A 22,722-nucleotide genomic window follows, 5' to 3' on the forward strand; every position below is an offset into this window, starting at 1 on the left:
TATTGTATGAAATCAGCAAGGTTATGTCTTATTATTGCCCTTTCATTCTTTTTTGTAACGCGTTGCTTAGCCCATAACTCTTTTGCAATAGAAGATCAGAATGGCCCTTATGAAGTGGATACTGAAGAATATCGCCTCCCTGCAAAAATACATACAGATGTTTTAAATGATGAAAAAACAGAAATTTGGGCTCGAGTTTTTTTTCCAAAAAATATTGAGCAATTATCCCCCAGCCCCTTAGTTATTATGCTTCATGGCAATCATTCGACTTGTGGACGAGGGAAAAATCCTAGAATTGATGATGATACGAGTTATACTATCACAGGCGAATGCCCCAAAGGGTATGTGGTTGTCCCGAATCATGAGGGATACAATTACATTGCGAAGCAGCTAGCTTCTTGGGGTATTATTACTATCTCTATTAATTCTAATCGTGGAATAAACGGCGGTAAAAGCTCCCCTGACGACGTTGCCTTAATCAAAGCCAGGGGACGTTTGATTCTTAAACATCTTTCCTTACTGTATAAATGGTTTGCTGCCAACTCATTTCCTAGAAAGTTAAATCCTAAATTAAAACCAATCGTTAACAAGATGGATTTTACTCGAGTTGGCTTATTTGGGCACTCCCGTGGCGCGCAAGGGATTCGAGCGGCTTATGCTCTTTATCAGGAGCCAGGAAGTGCATGGAAAACTTTGATGCCAGAATTATCCATTAACGCACTCTATGAAATTGGGGGTACGGATTTTCCCATCTTTAATTCTTATACACACATGCTCGATCAATTGAATGCAGATCAAGTTGCTTGGAATCAACTGCTTCCATTATGCGATGGCGATGTCGTTGATGCACAGGGGAAAAACCCATTTGAACGAATGATCAACGATGATTCGATTATTGATAACACTCCAAAATCACTCTATGAAGTATGGGGTGCAAATCATAATTTTTTTAATACAGAGTGGCAAATCCCTGACGTGCGTTTTGAAATCTGTAGTCATTCAGATATCTTATTTTCTCCTTTTGATAAAGACTCGAAAAGGCAACAATTAATCGCTCAGAACAGCGTGCTAGCCTTCTTTAAAGGTCATTTGCTCAATCGAAAGGAAGACATGGCACACTTTAATCCACTAAGTCCCCTTCCCATAATCTTAAAACAAATTACGCAAATTGATAGAGATTATTTCCCATCACGAAATAACCATTCTATCGCCGTGGTGGATAATTTTAATCAAAATACAGGTATTAATTCATCGGGATTCAGTAATGTTCATCATCATATTAAAATCATCCACGGTGAAGTGGACCCTTCCCTCAAAGTAAAACAACGTGTTGCAAAAATTCAATGGGAACGCGTTATGAATACGCCCTATTTTGAATCCGTTTGGTCAGCTATTGGCCAAGGAAAGGATATATCCTCGTTCATGACACTTGACTTTCGAGTGATGCGCTCGGATAGCATTTTAAACCGCGCGAACGAAACCGATTTAAGCATTCATCTTGTGGATGCTGATGAGAAGATCTCAACCCCTGTGAAATTAAGCGAATTCTCAATCTTGAATGGACCTGGAAGCTATGATGATGAATATCAATTTAATCCTCTTTTTAGAACGGTCAGGATCCCTTTATCACAATTCCAAGGGGTTGATTTAAGAAAAATTCATTCGGTTCGCTTTTCTTTTGACCAAACCGAGTCAGGAGCAATCTATCTTACAACCATTCGGTTTAATAAAGATTATGGTCCTGGATTCGATACCACTAAAGAAATGCCTCACCGAATTCCATCTTTTCATAAATCAGCTAATGACGCCCGCGTTTCGCATTCTTTAATTGTGCCTGAAAAGTTGAATCAAATTAAAGTGGTTCAACTTAATCAACCTAAACAAGCGCATACAAATGAAGAGTTCGTTGAGATTCATCTAGAAAGCCAAGAAAAATTCATCGTTTCTGACGCTTTGCCTATTTTACGCATCGGGAAAATGGAATTTATGCTTAGCCGTTATAGTGATAGTGGAGATCAACATAAACTGATCTTTACTATTCCAAAAGAGCAGTATGAGCAGTTTTCTGGATTAGAATCAGTTGTCGTTTCAAATGGAAAAACTTGGCACTTTGGAAAGCTTATAAAAGCGGATGTTAAATGGTCCAGGTCTAACAAAAGATAGACCTGGACCTAATCGAAAGATGTTGAATTAGGAATTTAAAAGCAACTCATTCATGCGTTTTACGAAATCCGCGGGATTATCAAGTTGCCCACCTTCAGATAAGACGGCTTGCTCAAATAAGACAACCGTCCATTTGGCGAATCGTTCATCATCCTGACAAGCATGAAGTTGCTGAATTAAAGGATGTTCGGGATTAATTTCAAATATGGGCTTTGTTTCAGGTAACTTTTGTCCTGCGGCCTGAAGTATTCGCTGCATCTCCAATCCCAAATCACCTTCATCGGCAACTACGCAGGCGGGTGAGTCGGTCAAGCGATGAGTTATGGTTACCTCTTTCACTCGATCACCGAGGACCTCTTTAATTTGCTTAAGCATAGGTTCTAAGGTTTTTTCTTGCTCTTTTACCTCTTTTTCATCTACTAAATCAATTTTACCTTTGCTAATGGATTGAAGTGGCTTTCCATCAAATTCATTTAAATAACTAACCAACCATTCATCGACTCGATCACTTAATAATAAAACCTCAATCCCTTTTTTCTTAAAAATTTCTAAATGCGGGCTATTTTTGGCGGCATTGTAGCTTGAAGCTGTGATGAAATAGATTTTATCCTGCCCCTTTTGCATGCGATCCACATAGGTTTGAAGGGAAACCGTTTGTCTTTCAGACTCTGAAGCAGTGGTTGCAAAACGTAGTAGCTTCGAAAGACTCTCAAGATTAACGGGATCTTCGATAGGCCCTTCCTTAATAACCAAGCCAAATTCATCCCAAAATTGCTGGTATTTTTCTGAATCATCCCGACTCAATTTCTCTAGCATAGAAAGAATCCGTTTTGTGCAAGCAGTACGAATGCTTTCCACTTGTTTATTGTCTTGCAGAATTTCACGAGAAATATTCAAAGGTAAATCGCTGGCATCGACAATTCCTTTTACAAAGCGTAAGTAACGAGGTAAAAATTGCGATGCATCGTCCATGATAAATACGCGTTTAACATACAACTTTAACCCATGTTTAACTTCATGTTGCCAAAGATCATATGGCGCATGACTTGGGATGTACAATAAGCTGATATAATCTTGTTTTCCTTCTACATGATTATGCGACCAAATTAATGGATTCTGAAAATCATGAGAAATGTGCTTATATAACTCTTGATACTCTTCATCGGTAATTTCTGATTTTTGTAGAGTCCACAAAGCGGTGGCTTTATTGACGGTTTCATATTCTTCTTTCTTTTTATCTTCTGGTGAAGTTGTCTTCATAACAATTGGCCAACAAATGTGATCAGAGTATTTGTTGATGATATTTCGTAATCGCCACTCGCTTAAAAACTCCTCTTCTTCTTTTTTAAGATGCAATGTAATGGCTGTACCACGTTCCTTTATGGTTTCCTCTGCGATTGTAAATTCACCTTCGCCAGCAGACTCCCAAACAACCCCTTCATCAGGTTTTAGACCAGCACGGCGACTTTTTACCGTAACTTTATCAGCCACAATAAAGGCTGAGTAAAATCCAACGCCAAACTGACCAATTAAGTGCGAATCTTTTGCTGATTCGCCGGTGAGTTTGCTTAAAAACTCTTTAGTTCCCGACTTGGCGATGGTTCCTAAATTTTCAACTGCCTCGTCACGGCTCATCCCAATGCCATTGTCTCGAATCGTAATCGTCTTTAATTTTTCGTTATAATCAATCGTAATTTTTAAATCAGAATCGCCTTCATATAATTCACTATTTGATAAAGCAAGAAATCGTAGTTTATCCAATGCATCGGAAGCATTTGAAATTAATTCACGCAAGAAAATTTCTTTGTTGCTGTATAATGAGTGGACCACTAGATGAAGCATTTGCTTCACTTCAGTTTGAAATCCCATGGTTTGCTGCTTACTTGCCATTGATAAATCTCCATTGCTGGCTAAATTCAAAAAAATACGTCTGGACTACCCAGATGTGACCTCTTGGATATAGATAGGGTTTATAAGAGAAATTTCAAGGGCTTCTGCCTGCTGGCCGTGTTTGGGGAACCATACCGACTCGAGGTCGATGCATGTAGACGGTGATGGCTTCACTTGTGTCCAACACCTTCCCAGCCCCACCCACAATTTGAGCGGCAATACTATGAGCACCACGGTTAACATCTTTTAACGCAAAAACGGTGTTCGCTTGTGGCTCTCCAAGCGGTGAACCATCAAAAAGAATTTGTACCTTATCGCTTTCTTTAAGTTCAGGAGTTATCTGCAACATAACGGATATATAGCCTTGATTATTTCGAATGGTGGCTTGATTTTTAGGTTCTACAATTTCAATCTTATAATCGGTAGCTTCATCTACAAGTTGTAAGGGCTCGGGGGTTGCTACAGGTTCAACTGGAGGTGATGAGAACGTTTGTACTGCTGGTAAATCGACCTTTTCAGCGCCAGGCCGAGGTTTGTCGGTAAAATGAACAGTACCACTGCTATCGGTCCATTTGTAAATTTGCCCTTGCATAGGTAAGCTTAATGCCATTAAAAAAGTAAAAAGAAGTGTCTTTTTCATCCTATGCTCCAGCTATAATGAGGAAATGGTCTTAGTTTGAATTAGGACTTCTATCCAGTCTAAGCCAAGGCCTACCTAATGGTAGGCCTTGCTAACTCGTATCTCCCAATCAATGGAAAATAATGAATCAACTACTATAATATAGCTCGAATTCGAAAGGATGTACTAAACTGCGTACTTGTGCGATGTCTTGTTCACGTAATTCGATATAGCTCTTAATGAATTCCTTACTAAAAACATCCCCTTGTAATAAGAACTCATGGTCTTGACGAAGGTGATTTACCGCTTCTTCTAAGGAGCTTGCGACAGTAGGCACATCAATCAATTCTTCTGGAGGAAGATCATATAGATCTTTATCCATAGGTTGTCCCGGATGAATTTTATTTTGAATTCCATCTAACCCCGCCATCATCATGGCAGAAAACGCTAAATATGGGTTCGCAGTGGGATCTGGGAATCGAACTTCTATTCTGCGGGCATTGGGGCTGCTAACATGAGGAATACGGATGGAAGCCGACCGATTTCGAGCAGAATACGCTAATAAAACAGGGGCTTCAAACCCAGGTACTAGTCGTTTATAACTATTCGTTGCAGGGTTTGTGAAAGCATTTAAAGCACGGGCGTGCTTAATAATACCTCCAATGTAATACAAAGCGGTTTCAGAAAGGCCCGCATACTGATCGCCAGAGAATAAATTCACACCATCCTTACTCAGAGATTGATGGCAGTGCATGCCACTTCCATTATCACCTACCAAAGGTTTTGGCATAAAGGTCGCCGTTTTCCCGTAATTATGTGCAACGTTATGAACCACATATTTTAAAATTTGTAATTCATCGGCTTTTTTCGTCAAACTGTTAAAACGAGTTGCCACCTCACATTGGTTTGCCGTTGCCACTTCATGATGATGGGCTTCCACTTCAATACCAAGATCTTCTAAAATTCGGCTAATGGCTGAACGAATATCTTGCGAAGAGTCAACAGGCGGAACGGGGAAATAACCGCCTTTAATATGTGGACGATGACCTATATTCCCCCCTTCAACGACTTTACCTGAATTCCATTGAGCTTCTTCGGAATCAATTTTGTAAAAAGAACCACTTATATTAGTTTCCCATCGGACATCATCAAATAAAAAGAATTCTGGTTCAGGACCAAAATAAGCTTGATCGGCAATGCCCGTTGATTGAAGGTATGCTTCAGCACGTAACGCTAAAGACCGAGGATCACGGTCATATCCAAGCATCGTTTGGGGATCAACGACATTGCATCGAATAAAAAGTGTATTTTCTTGATAAAATGGATCGAGCTGAACACTGTCTAAATCTGGAACCAGAGCCAAATCAGATTGATGAATTTTTTGCCACCCTTTAAAGGAAGAGCCATCAATCATTTTGCCATGTTCAATAAAATCATCATTTACAGCAGACACAGGGATAGTAATATGCTGCTCTTTTCCTCTCGTGTCCGTAAACCGTAAGTCAATGAATTTGATTTCATGTTCATTAATCGCTTGAAGCAGTACCTCTTTACTCATTATTATCTCCATGTAACAGCACGACGGTAGTTTTAAGGCAAGTCATCCTAATGTTATAAAGAATAAAAACACTTAGCGAGACCATTCCTGCTCGCATAGAAATGAAACATATTATGCTTTATTAATACAAACTATGAGTTTGCCCTATGCAGTAGTTTACCTTAAGTGACTTATTAAACCCAATAGATTAAACTACTTTAAGAAAGAATATTTTTTTAATTTACGCATCGGATTACGCATCGGATTGCAGATACTCGTCTTATAGAAGTTAAAGTACCTATACTCGATTCTTTTTTTGATGAGACAAACTAGACAAACGAGTTGAAATGGCAGCATACCAATATCAAGCAATTACGAAATCTGGTGCAACCTGCAAAGGAGTCATAGAGGCGGACTCTGAACGTCAAGCCAGACAATTAATTCGTGAAAAGGAATTGGTACCTACCAAAGTTCAAGCCTTAAAGCGCTTTCATCAGAGCGCACATAAAAATAAGCTTTCTGCACAAGATTTATCTTTGTTTACGCGCCAATTAGCAACGTTATTGGCTGCTGGAATTCCCGTGGAAGAATCACTTCGCGGCGTTATAGAACAAACGGACAAAGATAAAACACGGCAGCTCATTATGGGTGTTCGGTCGAAAGTGGTTGAAGGGTATTCTCTCGCGCAAGCTATGGCAGAATATCCTTATGCTTTTCCAGAGTTGTATCAAGCTACGGTTGCTGCAGGTGAACAATCAGGCCGACTGGATGTGGTTTTAGAAAAATTAGCCGATTATACAGAACAACAACAACAAACTCGTCAAAAAATTCAACAAGCACTCATCTACCCTAGCTTGATGGTCATTGTGTCTTTAGGGATTATCAGCTTCTTATTAGCGTTTGTTGTTCCTAAGATCATTGAAGTATTTAGTACTAGCGGGCAATCTTTACCACCTATGACCGAGGTTCTAATAGCAATCAGTTCTTTTGTTGAATCTTACGGGTTATATATTTTAATTACTTTAATTGTGCTTATCATTGCTATTAAAAGAAGTCTTCGTTATCTTTCAATCAGAATGTTCTGGGATCGTGCTATGCTTAAGATACCAGTAGTGGCTTATCTCGTTCGCTCAGTAAATACCGCGCGCTATATCCATACCTTCAGTATTTTATTTGCGGCAGGAGTCAACATACTTGAGACGATGAGAGTTTCAGCCAGTTTGTTAAATAATTTAATTATGCGTAAAGCATTTGATGAAGCTACAATTGATGTGCGTGAAGGAAAAGCAATTCATACTGCTTTGAAGAAAACCGGCTTTTTAAGTCCTATGGCGATTCATCTCATAGCAAGTGGTGAAAAAAGTGGCTTGCTTGCAGAAATGATGGAACGAGCAGCCTCCCATCTAGATAAAGAAGTGAGACGTTTAATTGATACAGCACTGACCCTATTAGAACCCCTAATTATTATGTTAATGGGTGCTGTTGTTTTATTTATTGTGCTGGCAACGCTGTTGCCTATTTTCTCTATGGAGCAGTTAGTAATATGAACAAACGTAGTGGTTTTTCTCTTATTGAAATCATGGTTGTCGTTGTGATTCTCGGTATCTTAGCATCTATTGTTGTTCCTAAAATTATTAGTAGACCTGATGAAGCCCGCGTCGTTAAAGCCAAACAAGATGTATTAGCCATAGAAAATGCTTTAGATTTGTATCATTTAGACAATGGATTTTATCCTACAACCGATCAGGGGCTGATTGCGTTGGTAGAAAAACCAACCACCAATCCTGTACCGCCAAACTGGAAACCCTATCTAAAAGCCTTACCAAAGGATCCTTGGGGAAGAGATTATTTATATTTAAATCCTGGCCAGCATGGTGAAATAGATATTTTTACCCTTGGTGCCGATGGGCAGCCTGGTGGTAAAGGCATAAACTCTGAAATTGGCAATTGGGATGCGAAATAAACCTGTATCGATCAATAAGACCAAAGCCGGCTTTACGTTGCTTGAAATCTTAATTGTCATGGTCATCATCGGAATCGCATTGACCTTTGCTCTGCTGTCATTTGGAGATTTTGGCGGTAAACGAAAAGTTATTGTGGCAGCCGAGCAATTTGCAAATTATATCAAATTAGCTCAACAGCAAGCCATACTGGAAGCGAGTACGTTAGGCATCGATTTAAGCTCCAAAGGATATCAAGTTGTTCGTTATAGTCCACAAGGTATTTGGCAAAAAGTCTCTGATAAAGGGATTTTTTCATTCCAAAAAATTCCTACCTCCGCTCGCTTGCAATGGGATACGAACCGGCCTCAAAAAGATGGCCCAGAAATTATAATTAACGCTTCAGGTGATATGAGCCCTTTTGTTGTAAGCTTTAATCTGGATAATGAGACAAAGCTTGTTACTATTCGAGGAAATCATGACGGTCATATTAATATTGATTTGGCGAAATGAATAGGTCAACTAAACAAAACGGATTTACATTAATTGAAGTGTTATTAGCGCTCGCCGTGCTCGCTATTGCGCTCACCGCCCTATTAAAAGCTACGTCACAAGATGTGAACTATACTCAACGCATTAAGGAGCGCACAATCAGTCACTGGGTCGCTATGCAAGGAGTCAGTGCTATCCAACTTGGGTTAATTACCATACCTGCTGGGCAACCCATCACCGAAGTTACAAGTATGTTGAATCAGAACTGGTATTGGCGAGCCCAATTATTGCCAGGACCTTTTAAAAAAACGCAAATCATTTCCATCAAAGTGAGCACAAGTCAATCTGGTCCGTTTACAGACGAATTGATTGCCTATAGGTATTTATCATGAAGATAAAAGGCTACACGTTAATTGAAATCATGATCGCATTAGCCGTGTTTGCAATTTTGGCAGTTATTACCTCCACTTCTATGTATCATGCCTTTACCACACGCTCTCGTGTTAACGAACAAGCCGATCGTCTTAATTCATTACAGCTAACGATGACCATTATTGAAAGAGATACTAAACAAATTATCGATCGCGCAATTCGTGGTAATGATATGCTATTAATACCTTCTTTTATTGGCGAACCTGGATATACCGAATTCACACGGGATGGCATGGTAAATCCCAATAGTACTGAAAAAAGAAGTACTTTAAAGCGTGTGGCATATCTTTGTCAAAATGACAAATTGATTCGCAGAAGCTGGAGAATGCTTGATACGCCAAGCCGGGAACAATACAGTGACAAGGTATTATTGAATAAAATAAAACGGTGTAAATTTTCTTATTTAAATCGAAGCCGCCAAGTATTATCTGAATGGCGAGCTAATGCCGTTCAGCAAAATCAAACTAAAGAACCGTTACCAGTTGCTTTTCAAATGGATATAGAGCTCGAAGTCTGGGGAAGAATGAATTTATTATTTATTGTGCCTGAGGCGTTGTATGGGTCTTAAATTCAAATCAAGAGGAAGTGCTCTTTTAACAGCGCTTTTTATTATGACTTTGGTGGCAATCGCTGTCACGGCCATGAGTACTCGTTTACATTTGGATATCTATCGAACTCGCTTGACCATTACCAGCGATAAATTATATCTCGCTTCACAAGGAGTGACCTTTTGGGCTATGAATTTATTATCCAACCCCGAATTTAATAAACCACTTCCTGAAACCATTGAATACCCTAATCGCTATGAGAATTTATATCCGCAAATTAGAACCACAGGAAAACTCATCGACCTACAGGCACGTTTTAACCTCAATAACTTGCAAGATAAACGATATGAAATCACCTTTAATCAATTGTTAGAGCAGATATTACCTAGCATGAATTCTAATGAACGCAAATCACAGGTTTTGGCGACAGCACATTGGGTGACGCCCTATAAACCCGATCAAGGCACAGACCGGCTACTTAGCATTTACAAGCAAAATAAACCACCTTATTTACCCAGTCATCAGCCAATGAAATCCATTTCTGAATTTCGTCTTATTCAAAGTGTCAGCGCACAGGATTATCTTCTGCTGTCACCCTATATTACCGCATTACCTGAAATTACTTCGATTAATATTAATACAGCCTCCAAGCCGGTTTTAATGGCTCTTGGGAATGGTTTAACGGAGAATCAAGTCAATGATTTGAAGATGATTCTTGGTGAAGGACTTTTGGATCTTAAAGCAGTCTCCAAACAAATAGAAAAATTGAACATCCCTCCAGAACAAATTACTACTGAAAGCATGTATTATTTAAGTGAAGCAGTCACCCGTTCAGAGCATCTTTCACTAATTAATTACACCATTCTTAAGCGAACAAAGGATGAAAAAGGAAATGTTACGATATCTGTCGAACTTGAAAGCTTAAATACCTTATAAAAGACATAATTGACTTCTAATTTCCATACATTAACAAAAATTCGGCTAAGTTGGTGGACGATATATCTTCATGGATAGGAATTTAAAGCATTCTTCAGCCGTCATCGGTTTCGAGAAGTAATATCCTTGACCAAATTGGCAATGTTGCTCTCTTAGAAAATCAAGTTGTTCTTTTGTTTCAATTCCTTCTGCAACGGTGGTGATATGATGAGACTCTGCCATTTGAATCATGGAAATAATCAGATTTTTATTTTCAAAGTTTTTTTCAATATCCGCTATAAAAGGCCTTGCTATTTTGATGCAATCTACGGGGAAATTTTTTAAATAATTAACGTTTGAATAGCCAGTCCCAAAATCATCCAACGCCACATCCACGCCTTTTTTTTGCAAGGCTGATAAACAATATACAACTTCATTTGACTTATCGATTAAAGTTTGTTCGAGCAATTCAATTTGGAGTTGATGTGGATGTATCTGGGTTTTGTTTAAAACACTCATAACATTTCCTACAATACGGCAGTTTTTAAACTGCGCTGAAGAAACATTAACGTTTAATTTGATGGGCTCAAGACCTTGATTTTCCCAGGACCTGATCTGTGAACACGCACGGTTTAATACCCAGTCACCAATATCAGATATCAATCCAACCTCATTAGCGACCTCTAAAAACTGATCAGGGAGCAATAATCCCAGCCGTGGATTATACCAGCGTAACAAAGCCTCAACACCGATAATTTTAAACGTACTTAGCTCAATAATCGGTTGATAATAAAGAACAAATTCTTCGTTTTTTAATGCAGTATGAAGCTCATTTTCAATTTGTAGTAGATGTTTGACATATTCACCATATTGAGGTTTATATCGCATATAATGATTGGCCCCAATTTTTTTGCTTTGTAACAATGCAATATCGGCAAGCCGCAATAGCTCTTCTGGATTTTTGCTGTCATAAGGTGCTAGAGATGCACCCAAACTACACGTTAAAATAAGTTTAGTATTTTGGCAATAAAAAGGCTTTGTAAACAATGCTATTAATTGATTGGCTTTTGTTTCTAATTCATTTGTATTATTCACTATAAAGACCACCACAAACACATCGCTTACGAGACGACCAATGAGTTCAGCGTCAGGAACTTCCTGTGTAATTCTTAGCGCAATGTTTTTTAAAAGGAGATCTCCTACCGTTTGGCCATATGTATCATTAATTCTAGCGAATCGTCCTATATCTAGTAAAAATACAGAGACTAATTTTTCGCGCACTAAGGCATGACGAACTAATATTTGAATGCCATGAATTAGCGCCATTTTATTTGCAAGTCCTGTCAGAGCATCGTGAGACTTATGATGAATAATTTCCTGCTCTAGTTTTTTTGATTGTGTAATGTCTGTAAATGTCAATACATAACCTACGATTTGGTCATTTGATAATTGATGGCGAGCAGAAACTTGATAAAAACCATCGACTTTTAAACTAGCAATGGATTCATGATGATTATGATGATTTGCAAAATCTGCATAAATATTTTCTTTGAAAGATTGAGGGTTATTAAGTTTATCTGCAAGATAATCAATTAACTGGTATAAATTCAACTCCTTGCATTGCGCTTCAGAAACGTTCCACATAGTTAGAAAACGTTGATTATAAATAAGAATTTTTCCTTTTTTACTCGTGGCTAATATTCCATCTTCAGTTGCTTCTAACGTTTCATGCAATAGGGTTGAGAGTTCCTTTTCTTTTCTCGAGAGAGAATTAAATTTTTGCGCATAAAAAAGAATTAGACCAAATAAAATTGAAAAAATACTTCCTGCAAAAAATAACAAATTAGCCAAATTTGATTCCACTTTATTTGATAAAGCTTCTTCTTTTATTGAAAGGACTAAAAGACCATTAATGAGAAAAATTCCTATGGTGACTGTAATGGGAATCGCTTGCGCGAGCTTAATTTTATGAACCTTGGAAAAATAGCCAATAGCACTTATAAGACTCAATGCTATCAAAACAAATCCGAAAGCGGTATGAACTGCCATCGCTTTAAAATCCGCCCAACGATAAATTGTTTCGAAGGTTGTAACGTATCCAAAATTAAAGAGCAATGAGGTAAATAACAATATTATGCCCATTTGGAAGATAATGATGGTCTGGGTCAAATGCCAGCTTTTGTGATTACATCCTAATAAAATCAAACCAGTGAGAATGAATAACAGGCTAGTATTTGGTGCCATTCTTCCTGGATATTGGCTACTTGCTAACAACTCATCATAAAAAAATAAAGTATCCACATGTAAATTAATATGAAAAATACTTTGTATAACGCTTGTTATAGCGAAAATCAGTAAAAGAATAGCGAAAAAAATACTGATTTTTCTATGATTTCTCAGAAAGGCATAAATGCTTAAGCTTGTTATGAGAAAACAAAGTGCTGTGTTAAACATCATGAATTCTGAATCGGGTACAACACGCAGTAGCGGGGAAAATTCTAGGTACCAACTAATAATAACGGAACTAGCCATAATGAGCGTCAGACTGTTCAGTACAAAAGCCGCATATAAGTAGATCCGCTGCATAAATAATTAATATCCTTTCCTTCTTACTGCTTTTGATTTCTAAACTTATTGCTTCGAAGTGCTTTCCGATTGCCCTTTGAGGGTCTGATAAAGTTGCTCGCCTTCGTCGCGTTGGGTATGGGAAAGTAGTGGCAAAAGACGTTCAAGGTCTTTCTGTGCTTGCTCGTACTCATTGTCAGCAGATAATTTTAACCAAGCATAAGCTTTTACTAGATCTTTCGTTACCCCCGTTCCTGCAGCATACAAATATCCTAGTTTCCCTTGCGCCATAGGAAAGTCTTGGCTGGCGGCCTTACCAAACCAATAAGCAGCTTGTTGATAATCTTTATCAACCCCATCGCCTGATAAATATAGTTGTCCAAGTTGGGCTTGTGCAAAGGGATTTCCATTTTCAGCTGAATGCTGAAACCAATAGGCTGCTTTTGAATAATCGACAGGAACCCCCTCCCCAATTAAATATTGATAACCAAGATAAGCCTGTGCATTGGTATGTCCTTGGGTTGCTGCTTGTTCAAGCCAATAGGTTGTAGCTTCTGCATCGGCGGGTATGCCGTATTTACCACTATATAATAACGCGAGGCTATATTGTCCTTGTTGATCACCTTGAAGAGCGGCTTTTTGATACCAATAGTGAGCTTTTTTAATACTTTTCTTCACGCCATATCCCATCATGTATTGGTACCCTAAATTAACCTGCGCTTTGTCATATCCTTTTTCAGCGGATTTTTTAAACCATTCAAAGGCTTTAACTTCATCTGCTGTGATGCCTTCGCCAGTGGCATACATTAAACCAATATTTCGTTCAGCAATTGGATTTCCCTGCTTGGCTGCTTGCATATACCAATAGAATGCTTGTTTATAATCTTGCTTGACGCCTGAGCCGGAATCATAAAGAAAACCCAAACTCAATTGGGCTAAAGGATTATTTTTCTGAGCGGATTTTTTATACCAAATAATAGCTTTTTCTATATTTTCATTGACCCCTTGGCCATATTGATACATACGACCAATCAAATACATGGCCTCTTCATTGCCATCGTTGGCTGAACCAATTAAGTGCTGATAGGCGGTAATATAGTCGCCGTTCTCATAGGCAGAAAATCCAACAAAATCATCTGCAAAAGCTGCATTCATCGCCAATAACAAGGCGATAATCACAGAGCGCATGAACTCTCCAAAGTGACTCCCTTATTCTTTAGAGTAGAATAATTGCGCAATAAATCAAATTATCCCTCAGCTTTTGCGTTCGTGATTAAAATATGTTTTGGGCAACAGTAACCAATAATATCCCATGTTTTTCATATGTCCGGCTATGAAAATAGCCTCATCGCCTGTTCCCCAATAGAGATCACCGCGCACAGGTCCACGAATCGCGCCCCCTGTATCTTGGGCTATCATTAAACGTTCTAGTGGCTTTTTCTTATTTTTATGATCTGGTCGAGTGGTTTTAAGCCAAAGAGGAGTGCCTATAGGCACCCACTTTAAGTCAACAGCCATTGAATAACCTGGAGTGAGAGGAACCCCTTGAGATCCCAATGCCTCTACACGAGAATGTCTGTGAAAAAAAACAAAGGACTTGTTTTGATTTAATACGGCATTGATTTCTTCAGGATGGGCTTTGAAATAATTACGGATCCCTTGCATCGAAGCATTTTGCTTGGTCAAAACTCCTCTTTCAATCAAAACCTTAGCGATAGATGTATACGGTTGTCCATTTTGAGCAGCATAACCAATGACTATCTGCTCCCCATTTTCTAATTCAATAACGCCCGATCCTTCAATTTCAAGAAATTGTAAATCGACAGGTGACTCAATCCAAGCAAGCGTTGGAGCAAATCCTTCGATAGCACCTTTTCGAATTTCTTTGCGGGTATAATATGGTATTAAACTATTTTCCTTAACCCGGCCAAACAATCGTCGATGATGTTTCAAGTCGGAATCAAATAAGCCCAAGTCAACTGAAATAAGATCCTTGGGAACACCATAAACCGGGACATTGAATTGATCCGTTTTGGTTAAGCTTCCTTTCACTAAAGGCATATAGTAACCGGTAAATAACCCTTTAACAGGCTCATCAGTATGAAATGTGGCAGGAGAAAACCAAGTTTCAAAAAATGCTTTTATCTCTTTGTTGGACTCGGGATTAACATTCATCGCTGCCTGGCAAATCGGCTGCCAATCGTTCACTTTTAGTTCAATAAATTTACTGCCGACTATTTTTTCAGGATTTTGTTTTAAAAACGCCTTACAGGACACCTTAAAAGTTTCGAGTGACGGGCGAAGATCTGCTGTTTCCCAGCCAGGAAGTTGATTAAATGATTGTTCTTTTAAATGAATTTCTGGCTTAGGTTGTTTAAACTTAAAAAGATACAACCCAACGGTTACAATAAGAATTAGCAGAACTAAGATGATGCTATATACAATTTTTTTTCTCATAGATATAAAATTTTATAATTTGAATGAATTATTACAGTTTATTAATTATTGGCTAAACTGTGGCTTGAATCAATCCTAAATTAGTACAATCAGCAATTTTTATATTTTTTGCATAAGGAGTGTTGCAATGGCTTTTACTTTAACCAGCGAGGCGTTTAAAAATAACGGGAATATCCCTGTTAAATACACATGTCAGGGTGAGGATAGATCACCTCCATTAACCTGGAGCAACGTACCTGATGGAACACAATCGTTTGTGCTAATTGTCGACGACCCAGATGCTCAAAGTGGGAATTGGGTTCACTGGGTTCTTTTTAATATTTCTCAAAGCATACATGGGCTTGATGAGAATACTACTTTACCATCGGGTGCAACAAGCGGGTTGAATAGCTGGGATAAAACGGGTTATGGTGGCCCATGCCCACCTTCTGGTACTCATCGTTATCAATTTAAACTCTACGCGCTAGACACAACGTTATCATTAGGATCCGAAGCCAGGAAAACCGATATTATGAACGCGATGCAAAATCACATTTTGGCTGAGACGAAACTGGTTGGACTTTACAGCAAAACTTAAATAAGGGAAAAGCCATTCCGCCCATTTATTGAAATACACCACGTTTAAAGAATGATGGGCCACTCCATAGCACGGAAGGTGTGGCCAATATCTATGGTGACTATCAAATGGCTATTATGGCTATCTAAATAGGAGCACTTACTACAGAAGTAGTCGCAATTAATTATGGTTCCAAAGCCATACCACCCGTTGTCTTTTGCTACAAAGACTCAAAAATGGCTGCAGCACCCATGCCTGTTCCAATACACATGGTTACCATACCATATTTTCCTTTTACTCGTTTTAAACCATGAAGCAATGTTGCAGTTCGAATAGCGCCCGTAGCGCCTAAGGGATGTCCTAAAGCAATCGCACCACCTTGAGGATTGACTTTATCACGGGGCAAATCCAACTCTTTAATCACCGCCAATGATTGGGCAGCAAACGCTTCATTTAACTCAATCCAATCAATTTGCCCAAGATTTAATCCCGCTTTCTTTAAGGCCATTGGGATAGCTTCAACTGGACCTATCCCCATGATTTCAGGTGGAACTCCAGCAACCGCATAACTAACTAAACGACCAAGAGGCTTTAAGTTAAACTGCTTGACATGCTCTTCGTTAGCCAAAAGCGCTATGCCAGCACCATCACTCATTTGTGAGCTATTGCCTGCAGTAATAGTTCCGCGAGCTGCAAAAACAGGCTTCAACTTAGAAATGGCTTCAAATGAAGTATCTGTGCGTGGGCCTTCATCTTCTGTAATAAGGCGTGGTTTAATAATGAGTTCTGAATGTTTCAAGTTAACATGACGTTCGGTTATTTCTACAGGAGTAATTTCGGCATTAAAATAACCATTTTTTTGAGCTTCAACGGCTCTGCGATGACTTTCTGCCGCGAATTCATCTTGCTCTTCACGAGAAATATTCCATCTTTTTGCTACGATTTCAGCGGTGATTCCCATTCCGTAGGCAATCGCAATATGATCATCCCTAAAAATTTTAGGATTTGCAGTGTATTTGTTCCCACCCATGGGCACTTTCGACATGCTTTCGACTCCTCCAGCCAAAGCAAGTGGAATGTCGCCCTCAGCGATCGTTGCTGCTGCCGTGGCAATACTTTGAACCCCTGAGGAACAAAATCGGTTAATCGTCATGGCAGGTACAGATTCAGGTAACCCTGCCAATAATGCTGCAATTCGTGCAACGTTCATGCCCTGCTCTGCTTCTGGCATAGCACAACCAATTACTACATCTCCAATAGCCTCCCAATCAAGATTATGATGCCGATCTTTTAAACTTCTGATCGTGTGTGCGAGTAAATCATCGGGTAACGTATCTTTAAAAACACCTCTTGGTGCTTTGCCAACGGGTGTTCGTATTGCATCGACCACATATACATTCGTCATGAATTATCTCCTGCTTAATTGCGCAATGGTTTGCCGGTTTCCAGCAAATGATTAATCCTTGCCTGCGTTTCTTTTGTTGCAGCTAATGTCATAAATGCTTCACGCTCCAGCTTTAAAATCCATTGCTCATCAACAAGTTCGCCGGCATTGACGTCACCACCACATAAAACAGAGGCCAATTGATTGGCAAGAAAATAATCATGATCGCTGATAAAACCGCCTTCTTTCCAATTGACCAAACCTACCTGCAACATGGCATGTCCTACGCGACCAGCTACTTGAAAACGCGATGGAATAGGAGGAACATAGTTTTCAGCTTGCAATTGTTTTATTTTTTCTAATGCTGCATAGAGTACTTCGTTATGATGCATAACCCAGCTATCTTTAGCCCGAAGATAATGTCGTTCTTTTGCATCAGCAGCGCTACTAGATACTATTGCCATGGCAATCTGCTCAAAGTAGGGTTTGATATAGTTCATTAACTCACCATGACGAGCCTCTTCTGCAGCCTTTAATGCCATTTCCTTACAACCACCACCGGCGGGTATTAATCCCACCCCAGCTTCAACCAATCCAGGATAAACTTCATACCCAGCAACCACACGGGCACAATGCATCATTAACTCACACCCACCGCCTAATGCTCTCCCCCTTAAGGCTGCAATAACAGGAATGGGACTGTATTTAATCCGCATAGCAAGCGCTTGAAAGTCGGTGATCATTTGCTTAAGGGCGTCCATATCTCCTGATTGGACTAATGAAGCAACGCCTCTTAAGTCTGCTCCAGAGCTAAAATTGTTCTCATCGGACTGGCAGATAATTAAACCTTGAAATTGCTTTTCAGTTACATCTAATGCATGATTAAATCCATCTAATACAGCCCGGCCAATGGTATTCGCTTTAGTTTTAAAACTTAAAATGGCTACCTCATCTTTCAGATGCCAAAGTTTAACACCCTCATTTTCATAAACCACTTCAGTTGGATACATTTTCTCAGCTAGTACACGGTCAGGGAAAAACTGTCGCTGGTATACTGCAAGATCGCTTCGACCTTCATAGCTTGATTTCGCTGGTGAGTATGCCCCTTTTTCAGTATAAAAATCATTCCTATCATTAAGCCAATCCGGTAAATCCACGTCGCTCATCGTTTGAGCATCCTCAATGGCTACCTTTATCATTTCTTTAAGCTCTGCTACGCCAGCAAGCTGCCAGATTTCAAATGGACCCTGTTGCCAACCGAAACCCCAACGCATCGCCAAATCCACATCACGGACAGTATCAGCGATATCCTCAAGATGATAAGCGCTGTAATGGAAAAGATCTCTAAAACAGGCTGAAAGAAATTGAGCCTGGGGATCTGATGAATGAAATAACCTTTTAAATCGAACCCCAGGATCTTTCTCTTTAAAAATTTTCTCAATTTCCTCACTAACGTTTCCCTTTGCAGGTCTGTAGTCGGCTTGCCCTACGTCATACACCTCAATGGTTTTACCATTTTTTCGATATATACCCTCACCGGATTTTTGCCCCAATTTCCCTTCATTAATTAAACGCATCAGCCATTCAGGCAATGTGAAATATTCATGCCAAGGATCATCTTTAAGCTGTTGGTGCATGGTATGAACCACATGAGCCATGGTATCTAGGCCAACAACATCCATCGTTCGAAACGTCGCTGATTTTGGTCTACCAATTAATGGTCCTGTTAAAGCATCCACATCATCAAACCCAATCTGCATTTTTTGAGCATTGTAAATCGTGGATATCAATGAAAACACACCGATTCTATTCGCAATGAAATTAGGGGTATCCTTGGCCCGAACAACTCCTTTGCCTAAATAACTGGTTAACCAAGATTCAAGCTGATTTAACAATTTGTCTGAAGTTGATTCTGCGGGGATCAATTCTGCTAAATGCATATATCGTGGGGGATTAAAAAAATGAACTCCACAAAAACGATCTCTTAGTACTTCTGGAAGAGCATTTGCTAAAGTATTAATACTTAGACCAGAGGTATTGGTTACTAGGACTGCTCGTTCATTTAAATAAGGACTAATTCGTTGATAAAGATCGGCTTTCCATTCGATTTTTTCAGCTATTGCTTCAATAATTAAATCGCATTGACTTAAGTCTTCCATATCGTCTTGATAATTTTTAGCCTGAATAAGCGATGCAGTATATTTCGTTCCTAAAGGCGATGGCTTTAATTGGCTTAAGTGCTTCAAAGCCTTATCAACGACTGCATAATGATTGTTTTCATCAGCCAGGTCGTATAATAGTGTTTCAATGCCTGCATTAACACAATGAGCCGCAATCTGGGCACCCATGACTCCTGCGCCTAATACAGCAATTCGCTTGATATAGAATGGTTGTTGCATGCTTCTTCCTTAACTTTTTCAACAATCAGTAAATGAGCAATTTTTGAAAACTTTATATTGAACGGCCTAAGATACATCAAATTTTATACCTTGAGCTAATGGCAAAGAATCGCCCCAGTTGATGGTATTGGTCTGGCGTCTCATGTATCCTTTCCAGGCATCAGATCCTGATTCACGTCCACCTCCAGTTTCTTTTTCACCACCAAAGGCACCACCAATTTCAGCACCGGACGTTCCAATATTGATATTGGCTATCCCGCAATCACTGCCTTTAGAGCTTAGAAATAACTCTGCGTGTTTCAGGTTTTGGGTAAATAATGAAGAGGATAAGCCTTGAGGAACACCATTTTGTAAGTCAATCGCCTCTTTAAGTGTTGAATAAGACATAACATACAAAATAGGAGCAAACGTTTCTTCCTGAACTAACAAAGAATCATTGGGCAATCCGGTTACTAATGTCGGTTGGACAAAACAACCAGGCCGATCCAGTGACTCTCCACCTGCAATAATTTCTCCACCTGCTTTTTTAATCCGTTCGATCGTGTATTTAAAGGAAGCCACCGCTTGTTGATCGATTAATGGTCCCATTAAATGTTTTGGATCGAGTGGATCCCCAATCGTAATTTGTTCATAGGCCTGTTTAAGTCGATTAATTACTTCTTTATATATAGTATCTTGTATAAATAGGCGTCTTGTGGTTGTGCAACGTTGCCCAGCAGTACCTACTGCCCCAAATACAATGGAGGGGATTGCCAATTTCAGATCCGCGCTTTCATCTAATATAATGGCATTATTACCTCCAAGTTCTAGAATAGAGCGTCCTAAACGGGAGGCTACTTTAACTCCAATTTGTCTACCAACGGCTGTTGAGCCTGTAAAGGAAATCAAAGGAACACGAGAATCACTGACCATTTCTTCTGCTACATCATGTGAGGCTGGAATAATTAATGAAAAAATATTGGGGCAGTTGTTGGCCTCTAATATGTTTTTACAAATGTTATGAACCGCCACTGCACAAAGAGGTGTTTTGGCTGAGGGTTTCCAAATGGTTACATTTCCACATACCGCGGCAATAAACGCATTCCAGGACCAAACAGCAACAGGAAAATTAAACGCAGAAATAATCCCAACGACCCCATAGGGATGCCATTGCTCATACATTCGATGTTCCGGTCTTTCTGAATGCATTGTTTTTCCATATAGCATTCTGGATTGGCCAACAGCAAAATCTGCGATATCAATCATTTCCTGTACTTCGCCATCGCCTTCTGCTTTTGATTTTCCCATTTCAAGAGAAACTAAACTCCCTAGTTCATCTTTTCGGTCACGCAAGGCATCTGCAATTTGTCGAATAATCATCCCGCGCTTTGGAGCAGGTACCTCTCTCCACGCTAAAAAAGCCTCTTCAGCACATTTGATGACGTGTTCATAATCATCCTTTGTGCAGCTGGCTATTGCAGCAATTTTGGTTCCATTGGCTGGGTTATAGGAGTCAATTAGAGTATCATTGAGTTTATTCGTCCATCGATAACCTATAAACGCACCGGGATTTACCGGCTTAAGACCAAGTTTTTCTAAAAGTTCCATATAAACCCATCTCCTAAATGCAATTACGCATAATACATTCCAAAACGATTCGTCAAAAATTTATCCAAGCCAAATTGCTCTTGTAAAACTAATCCATGATATTCATTGGTTTGACCGAGAACCAAATCAACTACCGCGCAAACACCTGAAGCAGTACTGATTTGAATGGCAGACCAAACCAACCCACGAATGGTTGTTGGATATATTTTTTTCTCATAACTCTCCTCAGAGAGTTCGCCATTTTTTATCCCATCCACCGTGATATAGACAATCACTAAATCTTGATACGTTTTAGGAATAGCGCGTTCTAGTATACTTTTTAAGGTATCTCGGTCCTGGTTGAGTTGAAGATCATTCATTAAAAAACGCATTTTTTCACAATGCCCAGGATAGCGCATCGTTTTATAATCTAGACTTTTGATTTTATCTTTGTATAGTTCCGCGAGACTTCCTATGCCGCCAGAAGTATTAAATGCTTCATATTGAGCTCCCTCAATTTGAATTACCTCAAGCTCTTCAAGAGGAGTTAGCACGGCTGGTTTCCCTTCTTTTATGCCATAACATGGATTTCCATATTCATTAATTAACCCGTCAGTTGACCATGTTAATGAATAATGTAAGGCATTGTTAGCTCGTTGCGGCAAAGCTCCCACACGTAATTTCGCGTGATGACATTCCTCAAAGCTTTGCATCATGCTATTTGCTGCAATGCTGATAAACCCTGGGGCTAGACCACACTGCGGAACAAAGACTGTATCTGCATCGGCTGCTATTGCTTTAATTGCCTGGGTAATGGATGTATCTTCAGTAAGATCAAAATAATTTGCCTTAGCTGCTTTCGCAGCGCGTGCCACATGGAGATTGAGAAAGAATGGTAAGCTTGAAATAACGGCGATAATATTATGCTTGACGAGATAAGCTTCAACAGAGGCCTCATCTTTTACGTCCAAAGCCACGGTTCTGATTTCGGGCATTACTTCTAGAAGTCGTCTAGCATCGGTGCTTTCAAACTCTAAATCCGCTAGATGAACTTCATAATCCTTACTTTCGGCTAAAAGACATGCAATTAAACTACCTATTTTCCCTGCACCTGTAATCATTACATGATACATACAATTCGTCTCCATTCTGAATCGATAAGTCATCCTACACTAAACTCATTGAGATTGAATACTATTTGTTAAGAAAAATATTATGATTCAAAAACAGTTTTGATTGTTATCCGAGCCAGATTAGGT

The 22,722-nt window shown here is 39.4% G+C and carries 18 protein-coding genes; 8 read left to right on the forward strand and 10 right to left on the reverse strand.

Annotated features, from left to right (window positions below; genetic code table 11):
- The first annotated feature begins 6 nt into the window (after window positions 1-6).
- The gene (locus tag E1O41_RS00860; protein WP_131775417.1) at window positions 7-2,163 is read left to right on the forward strand and encodes an alpha/beta hydrolase; all 2,157 of its coding nucleotides are present in this window, start codon (window positions 7-9) and stop codon (window positions 2,161-2,163) included.
- A gap of 27 nt (window positions 2,164-2,190) precedes the next feature.
- Here E1O41_RS00860 and htpG read toward each other — a convergent pair whose 3' ends face one another.
- The 3 genes from htpG to glnA form a co-directional block, all read right to left on the reverse strand.
- The gene (htpG, locus tag E1O41_RS00865; protein WP_131775418.1) at window positions 2,191-4,053 is read right to left on the reverse strand and encodes a molecular chaperone HtpG; all 1,863 of its coding nucleotides are present in this window, start codon (window positions 4,051-4,053) and stop codon (window positions 2,191-2,193) included.
- Window positions 4,054-4,147: 94 nt separating this feature from the next.
- On the reverse strand, window positions 4,148-4,693 hold the full coding sequence (locus E1O41_RS00870) for a DUF4124 domain-containing protein (RefSeq protein WP_131775419.1): 546 nt from the start codon (window positions 4,691-4,693) through the stop codon (window positions 4,148-4,150).
- 127 nt (window positions 4,694-4,820) lie between these two features.
- The gene (gene glnA, locus E1O41_RS00875; protein ID WP_131775420.1) at window positions 4,821-6,230 is read right to left on the reverse strand and encodes a glutamate--ammonia ligase; all 1,410 of its coding nucleotides are present in this window, start codon (window positions 6,228-6,230) and stop codon (window positions 4,821-4,823) included.
- Between the two features lie 326 nt (window positions 6,231-6,556).
- Here glnA and gspF point away from each other — a divergent pair, with 326 nt between their 5' ends.
- From gspF to gspK, 6 genes are read left to right on the forward strand one after another with little or no spacing between them, the layout of a single operon-like run.
- Window positions 6,557-7,756: a type II secretion system inner membrane protein GspF gene (gene gspF / locus E1O41_RS00880; RefSeq protein WP_131775421.1), complete on the forward strand. Its 1,200-nt coding sequence runs from the start codon at window positions 6,557-6,559 to the stop codon at window positions 7,754-7,756.
- A complete protein-coding gene (gene lspG, locus E1O41_RS00885) occupies window positions 7,753-8,172 on the forward strand; it encodes a GspG family T2SS major pseudopilin variant LspG (RefSeq protein ID WP_131775422.1) in 420 nt (139 codons plus the stop codon). The genes gspF and lspG overlap by 4 nt, the downstream gene beginning before the upstream one ends.
- Window positions 8,162-8,662, forward strand: a complete 501-nt coding sequence (gene gspH / locus E1O41_RS00890) for a type II secretion system minor pseudopilin GspH (protein WP_131775423.1) — start codon at window positions 8,162-8,164, stop codon at window positions 8,660-8,662. Before lspG ends, gspH begins: the two co-directional genes overlap by 11 nt.
- A complete protein-coding gene (gene lspI / locus E1O41_RS00895; protein ID WP_131775424.1) occupies window positions 8,659-9,033 on the forward strand; it encodes a GspI family T2SS minor pseudopilin variant LspI in 375 nt (124 codons plus the stop codon). Before gspH ends, lspI begins: the two co-directional genes overlap by 4 nt.
- A complete protein-coding gene (gene lspJ / locus E1O41_RS00900) occupies window positions 9,030-9,641 on the forward strand; it encodes a GspJ family T2SS minor pseudopilin variant LspJ (RefSeq protein WP_165481053.1) in 612 nt (203 codons plus the stop codon). The genes lspI and lspJ overlap by 4 nt, the downstream gene beginning before the upstream one ends.
- Window positions 9,631-10,557 (forward strand): type II secretion system minor pseudopilin GspK, encoded by a 927-nt coding sequence (gene gspK / locus E1O41_RS00905; RefSeq protein WP_131775426.1) that lies wholly within the window; start codon window positions 9,631-9,633, stop codon window positions 10,555-10,557. Before lspJ ends, gspK begins: the two co-directional genes overlap by 11 nt.
- A 45-nt stretch (window positions 10,558-10,602) precedes the next feature.
- Here gspK and E1O41_RS00910 read toward each other — a convergent pair whose 3' ends face one another.
- The 3 genes from E1O41_RS00910 to mltA all read right to left on the reverse strand — a co-directional run bounded on the left by E1O41_RS00910 (window position 10,603) and on the right by mltA (window position 15,558).
- Window positions 10,603-13,122 carry a sensor domain-containing protein gene (locus tag E1O41_RS00910; protein ID WP_131775427.1) on the reverse strand — a complete coding sequence of 840 codons (2,520 nt, stop codon included), beginning with the start codon at window positions 13,120-13,122 and terminating at the stop codon, window positions 10,603-10,605.
- A 45-nt stretch (window positions 13,123-13,167) separates the two neighbouring features.
- The gene (locus E1O41_RS00915) at window positions 13,168-14,289 is read right to left on the reverse strand and encodes a tetratricopeptide repeat protein (protein ID WP_131775428.1); all 1,122 of its coding nucleotides are present in this window, start codon (window positions 14,287-14,289) and stop codon (window positions 13,168-13,170) included.
- A gap of 66 nt (window positions 14,290-14,355) precedes the next feature.
- On the reverse strand, window positions 14,356-15,558 hold the full coding sequence (gene mltA, locus E1O41_RS00920; protein ID WP_131775429.1) for a murein transglycosylase A: 1,203 nt from the start codon (window positions 15,556-15,558) through the stop codon (window positions 14,356-14,358).
- Between the two features lie 127 nt (window positions 15,559-15,685).
- Between mltA and E1O41_RS00925 the strand changes: the two genes are divergently transcribed.
- The gene (locus E1O41_RS00925; RefSeq protein ID WP_131775430.1) at window positions 15,686-16,135 is read left to right on the forward strand and encodes a YbhB/YbcL family Raf kinase inhibitor-like protein; all 450 of its coding nucleotides are present in this window, start codon (window positions 15,686-15,688) and stop codon (window positions 16,133-16,135) included.
- A 199-nt stretch (window positions 16,136-16,334) separates the two neighbouring features.
- Here E1O41_RS00925 and E1O41_RS00930 read toward each other — a convergent pair whose 3' ends face one another.
- The 4 genes from E1O41_RS00930 to E1O41_RS00945 all read right to left on the reverse strand — a co-directional run bounded on the left by E1O41_RS00930 (window position 16,335) and on the right by E1O41_RS00945 (window position 22,596).
- A complete protein-coding gene (locus E1O41_RS00930; RefSeq protein WP_131775431.1) occupies window positions 16,335-17,519 on the reverse strand; it encodes an acetyl-CoA C-acyltransferase in 1,185 nt (394 codons plus the stop codon).
- Between the two features lie 14 nt (window positions 17,520-17,533).
- Window positions 17,534-19,897, reverse strand: coding sequence for a 3-hydroxyacyl-CoA dehydrogenase/enoyl-CoA hydratase family protein (locus E1O41_RS00935; RefSeq protein ID WP_131775432.1), 2,364 nt, complete (start codon window positions 19,895-19,897; stop codon window positions 17,534-17,536).
- A 66-nt stretch (window positions 19,898-19,963) separates the two neighbouring features.
- Complete coding sequence (gene amaB, locus E1O41_RS00940) at window positions 19,964-21,484, reverse strand: L-piperidine-6-carboxylate dehydrogenase (RefSeq protein WP_131775433.1); 1,521 nt, start codon at window positions 21,482-21,484, stop codon at window positions 19,964-19,966.
- Between the two features lie 23 nt (window positions 21,485-21,507).
- The gene (locus E1O41_RS00945; RefSeq protein WP_131775434.1) at window positions 21,508-22,596 is read right to left on the reverse strand and encodes a saccharopine dehydrogenase family protein; all 1,089 of its coding nucleotides are present in this window, start codon (window positions 22,594-22,596) and stop codon (window positions 21,508-21,510) included.
- Between the last annotated feature and the right edge of the window lie 126 nt (window positions 22,597-22,722).

The sequence above is a fragment of the Legionella impletisoli genome, from assembly GCF_900639875.1.
In the GTDB taxonomy this organism is placed as follows: domain Bacteria; phylum Pseudomonadota; class Gammaproteobacteria; order Legionellales; family Legionellaceae; genus Legionella_A; species Legionella_A impletisoli.